The 13,400-nt window shown below is 61.3% G+C and carries 15 protein-coding genes and 3 pseudogenes; 8 read left to right on the top strand and 10 right to left on the bottom strand.

Annotation, left to right across the window (positions count from 1 at the left end):
- Window positions 1-13: 13 nt before the first annotated feature.
- The 3 genes and pseudogenes from ACQUTP_RS00275 to ACQUTP_RS00265 all read right to left on the bottom strand — a co-directional run bounded on the left by ACQUTP_RS00275 (window position 14) and on the right by ACQUTP_RS00265 (window position 2,353).
- Window positions 14-373, bottom strand: a complete 360-nt coding sequence (locus tag ACQUTP_RS00275) for a hypothetical protein (protein ID WP_023318077.1) — start codon at window positions 371-373, stop codon at window positions 14-16.
- Between the two features lie 205 nt (window positions 374-578).
- Window positions 579-1,490 (bottom strand): NmrA/HSCARG family protein, encoded by a 912-nt coding sequence (locus ACQUTP_RS00270; RefSeq protein WP_285755240.1) that lies wholly within the window; start codon window positions 1,488-1,490, stop codon window positions 579-581.
- Window positions 1,483-2,353, bottom strand: a pseudogene (locus ACQUTP_RS00265) (MBL fold metallo-hydrolase). Before ACQUTP_RS00265 ends, ACQUTP_RS00270 begins: the two are co-directional and overlap by 8 nt.
- Before the next feature lie 87 nt (window positions 2,354-2,440).
- On the opposite strand from ACQUTP_RS00265, the gene ACQUTP_RS00260 reads away from it, so the two are divergent.
- A complete protein-coding gene (locus ACQUTP_RS00260; protein WP_064177909.1) occupies window positions 2,441-3,364 on the top strand; it encodes a LysR family transcriptional regulator in 924 nt (307 codons plus the stop codon).
- A gap of 21 nt (window positions 3,365-3,385) precedes the next feature.
- Here the strand turns inward: ACQUTP_RS00260 and ACQUTP_RS00255 are convergent, their stop codons facing one another.
- A complete protein-coding gene (locus ACQUTP_RS00255) occupies window positions 3,386-4,291 on the bottom strand; it encodes a LysR family transcriptional regulator (RefSeq protein ID WP_428902318.1) in 906 nt (301 codons plus the stop codon).
- 138 nt (window positions 4,292-4,429) lie between these two features.
- Between ACQUTP_RS00255 and ACQUTP_RS00250 the strand changes: the two genes are divergently transcribed.
- Both ACQUTP_RS00250 and ACQUTP_RS00245 read left to right on the top strand, forming a co-directional pair.
- The gene (locus ACQUTP_RS00250) at window positions 4,430-5,359 is read left to right on the top strand and encodes an aromatic alcohol reductase (protein ID WP_285755244.1); all 930 of its coding nucleotides are present in this window, start codon (window positions 4,430-4,432) and stop codon (window positions 5,357-5,359) included.
- 31 nt (window positions 5,360-5,390) lie between these two features.
- The gene (locus tag ACQUTP_RS00245) at window positions 5,391-5,597 is read left to right on the top strand and encodes a DUF1471 domain-containing protein (RefSeq protein WP_032431226.1); all 207 of its coding nucleotides are present in this window, start codon (window positions 5,391-5,393) and stop codon (window positions 5,595-5,597) included.
- 50 nt (window positions 5,598-5,647) lie between these two features.
- On the opposite strand, the gene ACQUTP_RS00240 is transcribed toward ACQUTP_RS00245, so the two are convergent.
- Window positions 5,648-6,526: an AraC family transcriptional regulator gene (locus ACQUTP_RS00240; RefSeq protein WP_285755247.1), complete on the bottom strand. Its 879-nt coding sequence runs from the start codon at window positions 6,524-6,526 to the stop codon at window positions 5,648-5,650.
- Between the two features lie 158 nt (window positions 6,527-6,684).
- Here ACQUTP_RS00240 and ACQUTP_RS00235 point away from each other — a divergent pair, with 158 nt between their 5' ends.
- The gene (locus ACQUTP_RS00235) at window positions 6,685-7,440 is read left to right on the top strand and encodes an SDR family NAD(P)-dependent oxidoreductase (RefSeq protein ID WP_428902317.1); all 756 of its coding nucleotides are present in this window, start codon (window positions 6,685-6,687) and stop codon (window positions 7,438-7,440) included.
- Window positions 7,441-7,444: 4 nt separating this feature from the next.
- Here the strand turns inward: ACQUTP_RS00235 and ACQUTP_RS00230 are convergent, their stop codons facing one another.
- Complete coding sequence (locus ACQUTP_RS00230) at window positions 7,445-8,038, bottom strand: TetR/AcrR family transcriptional regulator (protein WP_048323940.1); 594 nt, start codon at window positions 8,036-8,038, stop codon at window positions 7,445-7,447.
- A gap of 73 nt (window positions 8,039-8,111) precedes the next feature.
- Here ACQUTP_RS00230 and bdcA point away from each other — a divergent pair, with 73 nt between their 5' ends.
- Window positions 8,112-8,825 carry an SDR family oxidoreductase gene (bdcA, locus tag ACQUTP_RS00225; RefSeq protein WP_004203956.1) on the top strand — a complete coding sequence of 238 codons (714 nt, stop codon included), beginning with the start codon at window positions 8,112-8,114 and terminating at the stop codon, window positions 8,823-8,825.
- 491 nt (window positions 8,826-9,316) lie between these two features.
- Window positions 9,317-9,883: a DJ-1/PfpI family protein gene (locus ACQUTP_RS00220; protein ID WP_032446983.1), complete on the top strand. Its 567-nt coding sequence runs from the start codon at window positions 9,317-9,319 to the stop codon at window positions 9,881-9,883.
- A 141-nt stretch (window positions 9,884-10,024) separates the two neighbouring features.
- Here ACQUTP_RS00220 and ACQUTP_RS00215 read toward each other — a convergent pair.
- A pseudogene (locus tag ACQUTP_RS00215) lies at window positions 10,025-10,648 on the bottom strand (SDR family NAD(P)-dependent oxidoreductase); the annotation flags it as partial.
- Here ACQUTP_RS00215 and ACQUTP_RS00210 point away from each other — a divergent pair.
- Window positions 10,646-10,825, top strand: a pseudogene (locus ACQUTP_RS00210) (LysR family transcriptional regulator); the annotation flags it as partial. The pseudogenes ACQUTP_RS00215 and ACQUTP_RS00210 sit on opposite strands and share 3 nt — an antisense overlap.
- A 302-nt stretch (window positions 10,826-11,127) precedes the next feature.
- Window positions 11,128-11,316 carry a hypothetical protein gene (locus ACQUTP_RS00205; RefSeq protein WP_004183775.1) on the top strand — a complete coding sequence of 63 codons (189 nt, stop codon included), beginning with the start codon at window positions 11,128-11,130 and terminating at the stop codon, window positions 11,314-11,316.
- 71 nt (window positions 11,317-11,387) lie between these two features.
- Here the strand turns inward: ACQUTP_RS00205 and ACQUTP_RS00200 are convergent, their stop codons facing one another.
- The 3 genes from ACQUTP_RS00200 to ACQUTP_RS00190 are packed head-to-tail and all read right to left on the bottom strand — an operon-like array spanning window position 11,388 to window position 13,393.
- Window positions 11,388-11,831 carry an ATP-binding protein gene (locus tag ACQUTP_RS00200; RefSeq protein WP_135721989.1) on the bottom strand — a complete coding sequence of 148 codons (444 nt, stop codon included), beginning with the start codon at window positions 11,829-11,831 and terminating at the stop codon, window positions 11,388-11,390.
- A gap of 19 nt (window positions 11,832-11,850) precedes the next feature.
- Window positions 11,851-12,189, bottom strand: a complete 339-nt coding sequence (locus tag ACQUTP_RS00195; RefSeq protein WP_004183770.1) for an STAS domain-containing protein — start codon at window positions 12,187-12,189, stop codon at window positions 11,851-11,853.
- Complete coding sequence (locus ACQUTP_RS00190; protein WP_285755253.1) at window positions 12,179-13,393, bottom strand: PP2C family protein-serine/threonine phosphatase; 1,215 nt, start codon at window positions 13,391-13,393, stop codon at window positions 12,179-12,181. The genes ACQUTP_RS00195 and ACQUTP_RS00190 overlap by 11 nt, the downstream gene beginning before the upstream one ends.
- Between the last annotated feature and the right edge of the window lie 7 nt (window positions 13,394-13,400).

Genomic DNA, 13,400 nt, shown 5'->3' with positions numbered 1-13,400 from the left:
CCTCGCGGGGCCGTTACACCTTCAGGTAGCCCGCCATGCGTTGAATACGCGCGGCGGAATAGTCATAGCAGGCGCTGGCGGGTTTACCCAGTACGCGATATTTGGCGCCATTGTAAAAGGCGGTCTTATTCTCCTCTTCCAGAAAGCGCCGGGAGACGGTGTCGCTGAAAATACGGTCGCCATCCGACTGCGGTTGATAGCGGCTAGATTTGACGCTCTCCCACGCCACGCCGATCGGCTTATGGTCATAGCCGGTCATACAGAACAGCCGGTTGGAGGCCAGCAGATCGGCCTCGATGGTTTTAAATTCCGCCGCCGTAGCGGCGCAGGTCATGCTTAACAGGCAGGCCGAAGCCCATCGGTAAATTGTCATTATTCAGGCGATCCCAGAGTGTTTCCTCCATTGTAAGCGGCTGAAAATTCTGGATGTTCGCTTTTACCTATCGTTGTGCGTGAAAACCGCTTAAAATTTTACAATCGTACTCCTCGTGAGTTGTCTTAACGACCTGTAGGCCCTCCCTGCGCAGGTCATCACGCCGGCCAAACACCGAGACGCCGGCGCAGAGGAGGTATCGCCTTTAACGATTAAACGCCCAGCTGGCCCCGCTGGTCAGCGCCCGCTCGAAGGCGGAACGGCCGGGGCCCGCCAGCCAGCCGGCGAAGGTGTGCAGCTGCGGATGCAGCTGGCGCAGGGCGTCGAGGTCGGCGTGCCCGGCCAGCCGCCCGTCGTCCACCAGCCCGGTCAGCTTGTGCAGAAAAGGGCTGGCGGCCAGCACCTCATCGGAAAATCGCGAATAGGGGATCGGCCGTCCCGCCGCCGCGGAGAATAACGCCTCCAGTTGACGGCCGGTCACGCTGTCGCTGGCGATCTCAAACGTCTTGCCGGCAAACCGCGCTGGCGCGGCAAAAACTGCCGCGACTAGATGGCCGATATCCTCCACCGCCAGCACCTGCATCCTCCCCTCCGGCAGCATAAAAAAGTGAAAATGACCTTCATCAAGGCCAAAACCGGGCATCACCAACAGCTCCATAAAGGTGGCGGGACGCACGATGGTCGCCGCCAGCGGCAGGCGGCGGATATGCCGTTCAATTTCCGCTTTGGTGTCATAATGCGCTACGCCGGTGGGCGTCTCCCCCGCCGCGCTGCCGGAGCTGTACACCAGATGCTTCACCCCGCACTCGACGGCGAGGTCGGCGATGGTTATCCCGTAGCGTACCTCCTGCTCATCGGTCACCGTCCCTCCCGGCGAACTGGGCTGGACGCTGAAGACGCCGTCGACCCCGGCCATTGCCGATCGCATTGCCGCCCGGTCTTCAAAGGTACCCACCACCAGCTCGGCTCCCCGCGCCGCCAGCGCGACGGCCCCGGCGGAGAAAGGATCCCTGACCAGCGCCCGAACCCGCCAGCCGCGGTGCAGCAGCGCCCGCGCCACCGAGCCGCCCTGCTGACCGGTGGCGCCAAAAACCAACACGCTTTGCGTATTATTCATCACTGTTTCCCCTTATCTGCAGCTTGTTGCCCGGCCTCTCGCCAGCGATAGTCACCTTGCTTATCCTTCTCCAGCCAGCCGCAGGAAGACCCGGCAAAATGCCCGGTGAACCATTGAGCATGATGGCTGGCTCCCCACGCCATCATCTCCCGTCGGGAGGCTTCCGCCTGCCGGGGATCGCCGCAGAACGCCGAGTTCCAGTGCGGATGGGTAAACTGGCGCGGGGAATGAAGAAGATCGCCGGAGAAACAGGCGTAATCATCTCCGGCGGCGAGGATCAGCGCGGCATGGTCCGGACTGTGGCCGGGGGTGGGCACAAAGGCGATCCGCCCGCCGACCCGCGGCCGGGCCGCCACATCGACGGTTTCCAGCAGGCCGGCTTCGATCACCGGCAGCAGGCTGTCGAGCCACAGCGCCCGGTAGCGTTCGCTGTTTTTCACCCGCGTCAGCTCTTTTGCCGAGCACAGGTAGCGGGCGTTGGGGAACAGCGGCACCCAGCGATCGTCCTGCCAGACGGTATTCCACCCGACATGGTCGGTATGCAGGTGGGTCAGTAGCACCAGGGTCACGTCCTCCGGGTTCACTCCCGCGGCGCGGAGATTCTCCAGATACGGCGTGTTAAGTTGATGATAGAGCGGATTGCCGCCGCGCTCCCGACCGTTGCCGGTGGCGGTATCGATAACAATCAGATCGTGGGGAGTCTGTACCACCCAGCTGTGGATCGACAGCGCGATTGGCTGATTATCGGCGTCCGCCTCCGTCGCAGGGAACGCTGCGGGATAGAGCGCCGCCGGCTGCAGGCTAATCTCGCGCTCCGGAACTTTGAATATCAGGCTGTCGCCTGTCTGGTAAGCTTGCATCACTCCCTCCGCGCGCATTGCGCTGGTTGATTTATCGGGGTGATATTCACTATGCTGCCGGGATAACCCACATTCAAATTGATTATTATAATGAAGAAAATCATTGAAAATGATTTTAGTCGTATCGATCTGAATCTGTTGACGGTCTTGATGGTGCTGTACCGCGAAGCCAGCGTCACCCGCACCGCAGAGGCGCTGCATCTTGGCCAGCCGGCCATCAGCGGGGCGCTGAAACGGCTGCGCGAGATGTTTGACGATCCACTGTTCGTGCGCAGCGCCAGAGGCATGCTGCCGACGCCGCGGGCGCAAGCGCTGATGACCGAGCTGCAGCCGCTGATGGAACACCTGCATTCGGCAATGTTTGGCGCCGGGGAGTTTTCCCCCGCCAGCGCCCAGCAGCTTTTCCGCGTCGGCCTCAGCGACTGGAGCGAACACTGGCTGATGCCCCAGCTGTTACCCGGACTGATGCAGGAGGCGCCCGGGGTGTCGCTCCAGACACTAGCCGCCGACCCCTTCCAGGTACGCCAGCTGTTGGAGGAGGATCGCATTGATGTCGCGGTATCCCTCAACAAACAGAGCCGCGGGGAGATCGTCAGTGAACCGGTGATGAGCATGGGGGTGACCACTCTCTGGTCGCCGCAGCAGATCCCCTGCCGCGGGCCGTTGTCGGTGGGCGATTTCGTCGCCTGGGAACATGTGATGGTGGCCTATCGCGAAACCGGCCACGGGGAAATAGACCGCCAGCTCGCCAGTCAGGGTCTCGCGCGGCGCGTGCGCTTTGCTACGCAGAATTTCTCCACCTTTCCCCTGCTGCTGACCACCCTGCCGCTCTTCGCCACCGTCCCCCAGGGGCTGGCGCAGCGCTGGCAGGAGCAGTATGCCCTGCGCGCGGACGCCCCGCCGGTGGCCTACCCGGAATTTACCCTGTGTATACTGCGTCACAAACGCCGGGCGCAGGATCCGGCGCTGAACTGGCTGATAGCGAGGATAAAACAGGCCATGCGCGGACCATAGCGGGAGCGAATACCACCGACATCAGGCCTCGCTGAGCGGGGGTTGCAGAACGCGTCTGCTCCAGTCATAAAACGCGCGTACCGCCGGCGGCAGATAGCGGTTTTGCGGATAGACCAGCGACAGGGGAAGATCAGAAGCGGCCTGCTCCAGACAGGCGACCAGCGCGCCGCTCTGCAGATAAGGTTGCGCCAGATAGCTGGCGACGCGGATCAGGCCCAGCCCCTGAACGCCGGCCTGGATATAGGCATCGGTATCGTCGACCACCAGCGTCTCCTGCATGCGGATCGCGCAATCGCCGTCATCGAGGGAGAAAAGCCAGTCGATGGTCCGCCCGGTACGGTGGTTCAGGTAGCCCACCGCCCGGTGCTGGTGCAGATCGTCGATGCTCTGCGGCCGGCCGTGGGCCGCGAGCCAGGCCGGCGAGGCGAGGACCATCCAGCGGTAGCGGGCCAGAGGACGCGCCACCAGGGTGGTGGAATCTTCGATTTGTCCGCTACGGATCACGCAGTCGAATCCCTCCTGGATAATATCTTCCACGTTGTCGCTTGAGCGGAGGATCAACTCCAGGTCGGGATACTGCTGCAGAAACTCGCCGATCCTTGGCAATACGCAGTGCCGGGCAAGAGATTGCGGCATCCCCACCTTGAACCGCCCGGCGGGCTGGGCCGAGCGGCCGGGAAAGGAGGCTTCCATCGCCGCCATCTCGGCCAGCAGCCGTTTACACTCCGCGTAATACCGGCGTCCCTCGGCCGTCACGCTGAGCTTGCGGGTGGTGCGCTGAAGAAGCTGCGCCCCCAGCCAGGCTTCCAGCTCCTTCACTACCCGCGACACCGTTGAGCGCGGCTGCCCCAGCACCTCCGCCGCCCGGGCGAAGCTGTGGGCATCCACAACCGCAACATACAACTGCATGGCATCCAGTCTGTCCATTTCGTTCTCCACTGGCGGTTATTATCCCATTAAGACGAACAGTCTAACCCGAAATCCTGTTCTTATCTAATGATGCCCACCCCCCTACACTGAGCCTGTAGCCAGTCAATACAAGGCTTAACTGAGTAAGGAGTTAAAATGAAATCTGATAATCTTAACCACGAGGAAAAGGCATTGGTGCTGGGAGCGGGACAACTGGGCGCCGCCGTACTGGATGCGCTGGTACCTGCGGTGATCCAGCGCCATGGCGCGGTCTCGGTTATCGTCTCGCCGGCGGCCTGGGATGAAGCCGGCCAGCTGCGGTCGGCAAACCACCGGGCGCTGGCCGACGCCGGGGCCACCTTTCTCGCCGTCGACATTGCCGGTAGCGACATGGAGACGCTGGCTGGTCAGTTTAGCGGATTCACCACCGTGATTAACTGCATGGGGTTTGTCGCCGGTCCGGGGACGCAGCTAAAAATTACCCGCGCGGTGCTGGCCGCCGGAGTGCCCCGCTATTTTCCCTGGCAGTTTGGCGTCGATTACGATGTGGTCGGCAAAGGCAGCGGCCAGCCGGTGTGGGACGAGCAGTATGATGTCCGGACCCTGCTGCGCGCGCAGCAGGCCACGGAGTGGGTCATTGTCTCCACCGGCATGTTTACCAGCTTTCTCTTCGAGCCAGACTTCGATGTGGTGAATTTATCCACCCGAACCCTTCACGCCCTTGGCGGCTGGGACACCCAGGTGACCGTCACCTCGCCGGCGGATATTGGCCGCCTGACCACCGCGATTTATCTGCATCAGCCGCGGATCGTCAACGAGGTGGTGTTTGTTGCCGGCGAAACGACCTCTTACCGCCAGCTGGCGGAAACTGTGGAACGCGTGACGCAGCAGACGTTCAGCAAAGCCGTTCACACCCTGCCCACCCTGCTGGACCAGCTGCGGACGGATCCGGATAACGCCATGCTGCGCTATCGCGCTGCCTTCGCCCGGGGGGATGGCGTGTGGTGGCCGATGGGCGACACCTGGAATGCCCGCCACCATCTGCCGACCCAGGACATTGCCGGCTGGCTGCAGGCCGCGCGCTGATTTTCTCTCACAGGACAGAATGAAAATGAAGATGAAAAAGTTAATTCCACTGATCGTATTGAGTTGTCTGCTGCCGCTGGCGGTCAACGCCAGAACCATCACCGTCACCGGCGATACCCTGGACAACGCGGAGAGCAAAATTCGCCAGCAGGCCGCCCGCGAGGGCGCAACCGCCTATCGGATCATTGAGGCGCGAATGGGCAACAAAGTGCATATTACGGCGACACTCGACAACTGAACCACCGCTACCCGGCTCAGGGAGGAGCCGCCGCCATCCCGCGCGCCAGGTCAGGCGCTCATTTTTTCCCGTCGGCGATCGCGGCCCGGCGGCGCACCGTACAGGCGAGCATATTCCCGGGTGAACTGGGACACGCTGATATAGCCCACCTCGCCGGCCGCCTGGGCAATGCTCATCCCTTCCGCAAGCATCAGGCGGCGGGCGTGGATCAGGCGCAACTGCTTCTGAAACTGCAGGGGCGACAAGGTGGTCATGGCGCGGAAATGACGGTGAAAGACAGAGACGCTCATCCCGGCGGCGTCGGCCAGCGCGTCGACGCTGACTGGCTGCATAAAATCCCGGCGCAGCATCGCCACCGCCCGGCGGATCCGCGCCGAATGGCTGTCTACAGCGCCCAGCGCCCGGATGGCTGGCCCGTGAACACTCTGCAACAGCCAGTAATGCAGCTCCCGCCGCAGCCCTTCGCCTAACACCGCCAGCGCCCCCGGTTGATCAAACAGCCTTGCCAGCCGATAAGCGGCGTCCGTCACGTCAGCATTCATCGGTTCGATACCGACGCGGGGCGCCTCATCCGGACCAGATGGGCCGGCCTCCTGCAGCTCGCGCAGGATAGCCAGGTCCAGCTCCAGCACCAGCGCGTAATAGGGAAAGCGCTGACTGGCCTCGGTGATCTGGCTGGTGGTGGGAACATCGGCGGCGATCACCATCGCCTCCCCCGGACCGTAGTCAAAGCTTGCCAGGCCGGTGGTCACGCTTTTGCGCCCCTGCAGCAGCATGGCCACCAGTGGCCTGGCGATGGCCGCCTGCAGATCGCCGGGGTGCAGGGCCCGCACCAGGGTGAGGCCGGGAACCGGGGTGACCGCCACCCCGCTGCTATCGACATGAGCATCGGCATACCGGCGGCAGAGAGCGAAGAGTTCGTCGCGCATAAGATCCTTTCAGGCAAGTTTTAAAGCCTGAGTATGCGCTATTTCCCGCCAGAGGGGAGTGTATGGAGAGGAATGGGCAAAAAATAACAAGGATTGGGCAACCCGGTCTGGTAGGCCCCCCCTATTGTAAGGACTCCACATACCAGAGAGGATCGAACATGACTAAGATTGCACTTATCACCGGCGCCAACCGCGGCCTTGGCCGTCAGACCGCACTGGGTATCGCCCGCCAGGGCGGGGACGTCATCGTCACCTACCGCGGCAATATTGAACAGGCGGAAGCGGTGGTGGCCGACATTCACGCTCTCGGCCGCAAGGCCATCGCCCTGCCGCTGGATATGGCGCAGACCAGCCGCTTTCCGGCCTTCGCCGACAGCCTGAGCGCTGCGCTGGCCAGCGTCTGGGGACGGGACACCTTCGATCATCTGATCAATAACGCGGGACACGGCGAATTTTCCCCGCTGGCCGAAACGCGCGAGGCCCAGTTCGACGGGCTGTTTAACGTCCACGTCAAGGGGGTGTTTTTCCTCGTTCAAACCCTGCTGCCGCTGCTGGCTGACGGTGGACGGATCGTTAACTTCTCCTCCGGACTGACCCGCGTCTCATATCCTGGCTTCTCCGCCTACGCTGCGGCCAAAGCGGCCGTGGAGATGCTGAGCGTGTACATGGCCCGCGAGCTGGGCGGGCGCGGCATCACCGTCAATACCATCGCCCCCGGGGCTATCGCCACTGATTTTGGCGGCGGGATGGTGCGGGACGACGCGAGTGTTAACGCGCAGTTTGCCGCGATGACGGCGCTGGGACGGGTGGGCGTTCCCGAGGATATTGGGCCGATGATCGCCAGCCTGCTGCGTGACGATAACCGCTGGGTAACCGCCCAGCGGATCGAAGTCTCGGGAGGACAGACTATCTGACCACTCAGGCCGGCAGGATACGCTCCAGCGCCACGCCTGCCAGCCGCACGGTCTCCAGAAGACGCGGGAGGCTATCCCCCTCCCGCGCTTTCGCCGACAGACCAAGCATCAGCGTATCCATATAGTCAGTCACCCGCAGCGCATCCTTCGGGTGATGGCGGGCGATATACTGCTGGATTTTGGCCCTCGCCGCAGCATGCCATTCGCCTGCCGCCACCCGAGCGTCGGCATCCTGACAATGTCCCCCCTCCAGCACCAGGCAGCCGGCGGCGGCCGGATCGGCTACATAGCGTCGAGCCGCCTCCTGCAGCACGGCGATGAGCGACGCCGCCACCGGTTGGTCGTCCTGCAACAGCGTCTCTATGGGGATGGCCCCGGTCTGGCTGTAGCGCTGCAGGACGCGGGTATACAGGCCGAGCTTGCTGCCGAAAGCGGCATAAAAGCTTGGGGGGTTGATGCCGAAAGCCTGGGTCAGATCGGCCACGCTCACCGCGTCGTAGCCTCGCGCGTGAAAGAGGCGCTGAGCCGTTTCAATAGCCTGTTCCGCATTGAACTGACGGGGGCGCCCCGGGGTACGCCCTTGTTTTGTAGTGGTCACTATATTAATCCTTGACAGCCTGTTTTGCCGCAGCATATTGTAATCATCACTACAATATCATGAGGTGCGGGATATGACAGCGTTTCACAACAAATCAGTGCTGGTTTTAGGTGGAAGTCGGGGAATTGGCGCGGCGATCGTCAGGCGCTTTGTCGCCGACGGCGCGTCGGTCAGGTTCAGCTATTCCGGTTCGCCGGAGGCGGCCGAGCGGCTGGCGGCGGAGACCGGCAGCACGGCGGTGCAGGCGGACAGCGCCGATCGCGATGCGGTGATAAGCCTGGTCCGAGACAGCGGCCCGCTGGACGTGTTAGTGGTCAATGCCGGGATCGCCATTTTTGGCGATGCCCTGGAGCAGGACAGCGATGCCATCGATCGCCTGTTCCGCATCAATATTCATGCCCCCTACCATGCCTCCGTGGAAGCAGCGCGCCGGATGCCGGAAGGCGGGCGCATTATTGTCATCGGTTCGGTCAATGGCGATCGCATGCCGGTGCCGGGAATGGCGGCCTATGCGCTCAGCAAGTCAGCCCTGCAGGGGCTGGCGCGCGGTCTGGCACGGGATTTTGGCCCGCGCGGCATCACGGTCAACGTCGTCCAGCCCGGCCCAATTGATACCGATGCCAACCCGGAGAACGGCCCGATGAAAGAGCTGATGCACAGCTTTATGGCCATTAAGCGCCATGGCCGACCGGAAGAGGTGGCGGGCATGGTAGCCTGGCTGGCCGGTCCGGAGGCGTCGTTTGTCACAGGCGCCATGCACACCATCGACGGAGCGTTTGGCGCCTGATGATCCTCGGCGGCGGCGCGCGCTTTGCCACGCCGCTGTCCTGACGTCATGGCCACTGGATTCATCAGGCCAGGCTGTCGATCGCCATAAAAATACGATCTTCGGTGAGGATCAGTCTCGCCTCAGGGGACTGGTGCGCTTTGCGGATCCGTCCCCGGCGCCAGACTTAGATAACAAACCTCTCGCGCCACCGCGCCGCCGGGTGCCTCAAGGCTCAGAATTAAAACCCCTTTTCCATGCCATCCCACAGCTGCTGCGGCACGATATTGCCGCGGCGCTCGCCGTTTTTACTGCAGCGCGGTGTGCCCCTGAACAGGACGCTTTTCTGTGGTAACAGACATTAGCATTGGCGAAAAAGTTGCCGTTACCAAAAAAACATGAACCCGGTTACAAGATGCGCACGCCACCGTCTTCAGCATCCTGAGGAGGTCGCATTCTGCGGATCGCCAGGCTATATCTATGACACCTTTCTCCCACAACGAGTAAAAATAATGAGCAAGAAGATCCTGATGCTGGTCGGCGATTACGCCGAAGATTACGAAACGATGGTCCCTTTTCAGGCTCTGCAGATGATTGGCCACCAGGTCGATGCGGTCTGCCCGGATAAAGCCACCGGCGACTATGTGATGACGGCGATCCATGATTTTGACGGAGCCCAAACCTACAGCGAAAAGCCGGGGCACCGCTTCACCCTGAACGCCGATTTTGCCGCGGTGAAGGCCGAGGATTACGACGCGCTAGTGATCCCCGGCGGCCGGGCGCCGGAGTATCTGCGTCTGAACGAGCAGGTGATTAAACTGGTACAGGCGTTCGACGCCGCGCGTAAACCTATCGCCGCCGTCTGCCACGGGCCACAGCTGCTGGCCGCCGCCGGTATTCTGCAGGGGCGGACCTGCAGCGCCTATCCGGCCTGCGCCCCGGAGGTGCGTCTGAGCGGCGGGCATTATGCCGATATCGGTATCGATCAGGCGCATGTTGACGGCAATCTGGTCACTGCTCCCGCCTGGCCGGCCCACCCGCAGTGGCTGGCGAAATTCGCCGCCCTGCTGGCGGAGTAACGCATTTTCTCTGACCAGACAAATGGACTATCGCCGCGCTGGTGCTCTCTTGCTTACCGGCCGGCGGTTTTCGAGCTGCCGTTTCCGCTACAGTCAAACCTGACCAGCTCAGCGATACGCTGGCCGGGTTATCTCCTCGACTCAGATGCGCATTCCCCCGGAAACTTCAATGCGCTGAGCATTAACCCAGCGATGATCATCGGATAACAGCGAGGCGATCATCGGCCCGATATCTTCTGGCACCCCCGGTCGGCCAAGCGCCGTCATGTTCGCCACCGCCTGAGCGACCTGCGGGTTATCCCGCACCACCCCGCCGCTGAAATCCGTGGCGATGGCGCCCGGCGCTACGCAGTTTACCGTGATCCCGCGGCCGCCCAGCTCAAACGCCATATAACGGGTCAGGGTTTCCACCGCAGATTTCATGATCGCATAGGGCGCCCGGTTCGCCATCACGATACGGGTCAGTCCGGACGAGATATTCACAATTCGCCCGCCATCCGCCAGCAGCGGCAATAATTTTTGGCTGAGGAAAAAAACCCCCTTCACATGGATGCGATAAAGCGCATCGAACTCCGCTTCGGTAGCATTCAGAAACCCCATGCCGCTGGCATTGCCGGCATTATTAACCAGGTAATGAAACCGATCGGCCCCCAGCGCCGCCAGCGCCTCCTGAAAGGCGCTGACAAACCCGTCAAAGGTGTCGGTTTCGCCGGCGCTGAAGGGCAGCGCGATCGCCCGCGAGCCCTGAGCTTTAACCCGCTCGATCTGGCATCCGGTGTGTTAACGGAGGTGCTGGCTGATTTTCGCCCTGCGCCGCTGCCGCTCTCCCTGCTCTACCCCAGCAGCCGGCAGCTCTCTGCCCGGGTACAGGTATTTATCGACTGGGTGACGGCGCTGATGAAGGCGCTCCTGGCGCAGCAGGCATCCGGAAGGCTAAAATAATGTTTGCTATTATTTGCGGCTCGTGCGTTAATCGTTAAGTTGATTTACCAGACGAAAAGTTATTATCTAAGTACGTGTTCTCATCTCCAGGCGTTATCCCTGATACCACCTTCCTTTGAGCAGTCCCGTTAGTATTTTGCTTTTTCTGTAAACAGGCCCTGTCAGCCCCCTGTTGGCTCGTTAAACAAGCCCTCCGACTGACCCAATACCCGGCTTACTCCTAACAAAAATCAGCCGCGTTAATTTCCCTGAAAACGACCATTGTCTTTTCAACAGAACATTACCCATACAAGGTTTACATTATGATTGAACATATCCATTTTAGATGCCCATGCTGCCATGGCTCCCAGTACAGAACGTCCCAGTTTGACGTGACGGAAAAAAATCCCTTTGGTGCGAAATGCATTTTCTGCAAATCGGCCATGATGACGTTAGATACTCTTCGCCCTTATCACCTGGGCGCGCTGTCCACCGCTCAGGCCCAGCCATAAGACGGATGAAGCCGGTGAACGCGGGCGGGAAAATTCCCCCGGGGATTCACCTGGGGGCAAGCTCTGTTCCTTCACCTGACGCGATCGTCGGTGGAATGGCGAAGAGCGGCATCCGGCAACGCTTTTATCAGGGTCGTCACATTCTCCCCGGCGCGGGTTTCCACATTAAAATAGTCCACCGTGCGCAGAATAAGCCGCAAACCTCTGCCGCTTTCCGCTAACGGATCGACATCGAAGCGCTCATCGCCACGCGCCAGCGCCAGGCGCTCGGCCGGAAAGACCTCTCCCGCATCAATAAAGCGCAGCGTCACCCGGTCTTCCGTTGCGATAAATTCGACACGAAAAACACGTTGCCGATCCTCATGCAACGCATAGCGAATGATATTGGTGGCCGTCTCACAGACGGCAAGATCGAGCGCGAAGCGCCACTCCTCCCCGACGGGCAGCGGCGCCATTTGTTGAGCCAGCCACGCCGCCAGCGGTGATAGCGAGCTGAGTTGGGCAGGAAAATTCATGACGTTATTCACGGGCGCGTCACGGATTGAACTGCGCAAGGGCTGAAGTGCGATCCTCGCAAATACGAAAAATACGATCCATCCTGGTCAGGGTAAACATATTGCGGATGCCGGGGTTCAGCGCGCACAGTGTCATTTCTCCTTTACCGTTCATCATTTTCATCAGGGAAACCAGCGTTCCCAAACCGCTGCTGTCGATAAAATCGATTTTACTGAAATCAACAATCAGATCGGTGCTATCTTCGCCTATCTCCTGGGCGATTGCCGCCTTAAAGGCTACCGCGACGGAAGCATCCAGCCGACGCACCGCCGGCGTCAGGATCGTCACCGAGGCCTGCCGTTCAGTTTCAATTTTCATCACTGTCCCCTGTACGTTCAATAATCAAGAGTGAAACATCATCGGCCATCGCCTGGGTCTCCTGCGCGTCGCCACTGCGCCAGCGGATCAGGTGCCGGGCAAAACGCGGCAGCAGCGCGGGCAGCGGCTGCGTCACGCTGTCCTGCAGCCACGCTTGCAAGCGCGCCTCGCCAAACTGTTCACCGCTCCGGTTTTCACATTCGGTGATACCGTCGCTGAACAGGCACAGCCGCTCTCCCGGCGCCAGCGAAAAACTGACATCTGCCCACGAGAGATGGTCTATCAACCCCACCGGCGCCCCGCCGCTGCCGACCGGGCGGACGGTAGCGTCCGGGCTAACGATAAAAGGCGTGGGATGCCCGGCCTGACAGAGTTTGCCCGCACCGGTCTGCAGGTCGATCACGCCATAGATCAACGTGAAATAGCTGACGATCTCTGTTTCGTCACTGCAAAAACGACCATTGAGGATCGCCACCACCTCGGCCGGCGACGCCGGCTGGTTGTCTGCCGTAAAAAGAAAGCGCTCAACGGCCCTGCCATGCAGAAACTGGCGGGCGACGGCGAGCGACATCATCGCCGCCCCCACGCCGTGTCCGGAGACATCCACGCAGTAAAATCCGAGACGATCGCCCAGCGGGAAGACGTTAAAAATATCCCCCGACACCCAGGCCGAGGGCAGGAAAATCCAGTCGGAGAAAAATCCCTGATAGCGCAGCTCATGAGCCGGGAGAACCGACTGTTGAATGCGCGCCGCCAGCTCCAGATCCTGTTCAATCTGTCGCAGCGCTTCGCTCAGCCGCGCATTGCGCGCGGCGAGGTCAGCCTCGAGGGAGAGGATCCGCGCCCCGGCGTGCAGCCGCGCCCGCAGCTCGCTCTGCTCTACCGGTTTGCTGAGAAAATCATCGGCCCCGGCCTCAAACCCCTGCGTTAGATCGCCAGGATCTTCGCGGGCGGTGAGCAATATCAGATAAACGTAGTGACCAAACTGGCGGCGGCGCACTTCCCGGCACAGCGTCAGGCCATTCATCTCCGGCATTTCCCAGTCGCTTATCACCAGGCTGACAGGCTGGTTTTCGAGGATCGCCAGCGCGGCGACGCCGTTTTCCGCCTCACTGACGATATAGCCCCACTGCGTCAACATCCGGCTTAGCAGCCGACGATAAACCAGCGAATCTTCAACAATCAGGACGTGCTGTGCCGACATCGCGCCT

The sequence above is a fragment of the Klebsiella sp. 2-CIP_Kleb. genome (genome assembly GCF_050378715.1).
GTDB classification, from domain to species: domain Bacteria; phylum Pseudomonadota; class Gammaproteobacteria; order Enterobacterales; family Enterobacteriaceae; genus Klebsiella; species Klebsiella quasipneumoniae.
This window is presented reverse-complemented; position numbering and strand designations above follow the sequence as displayed.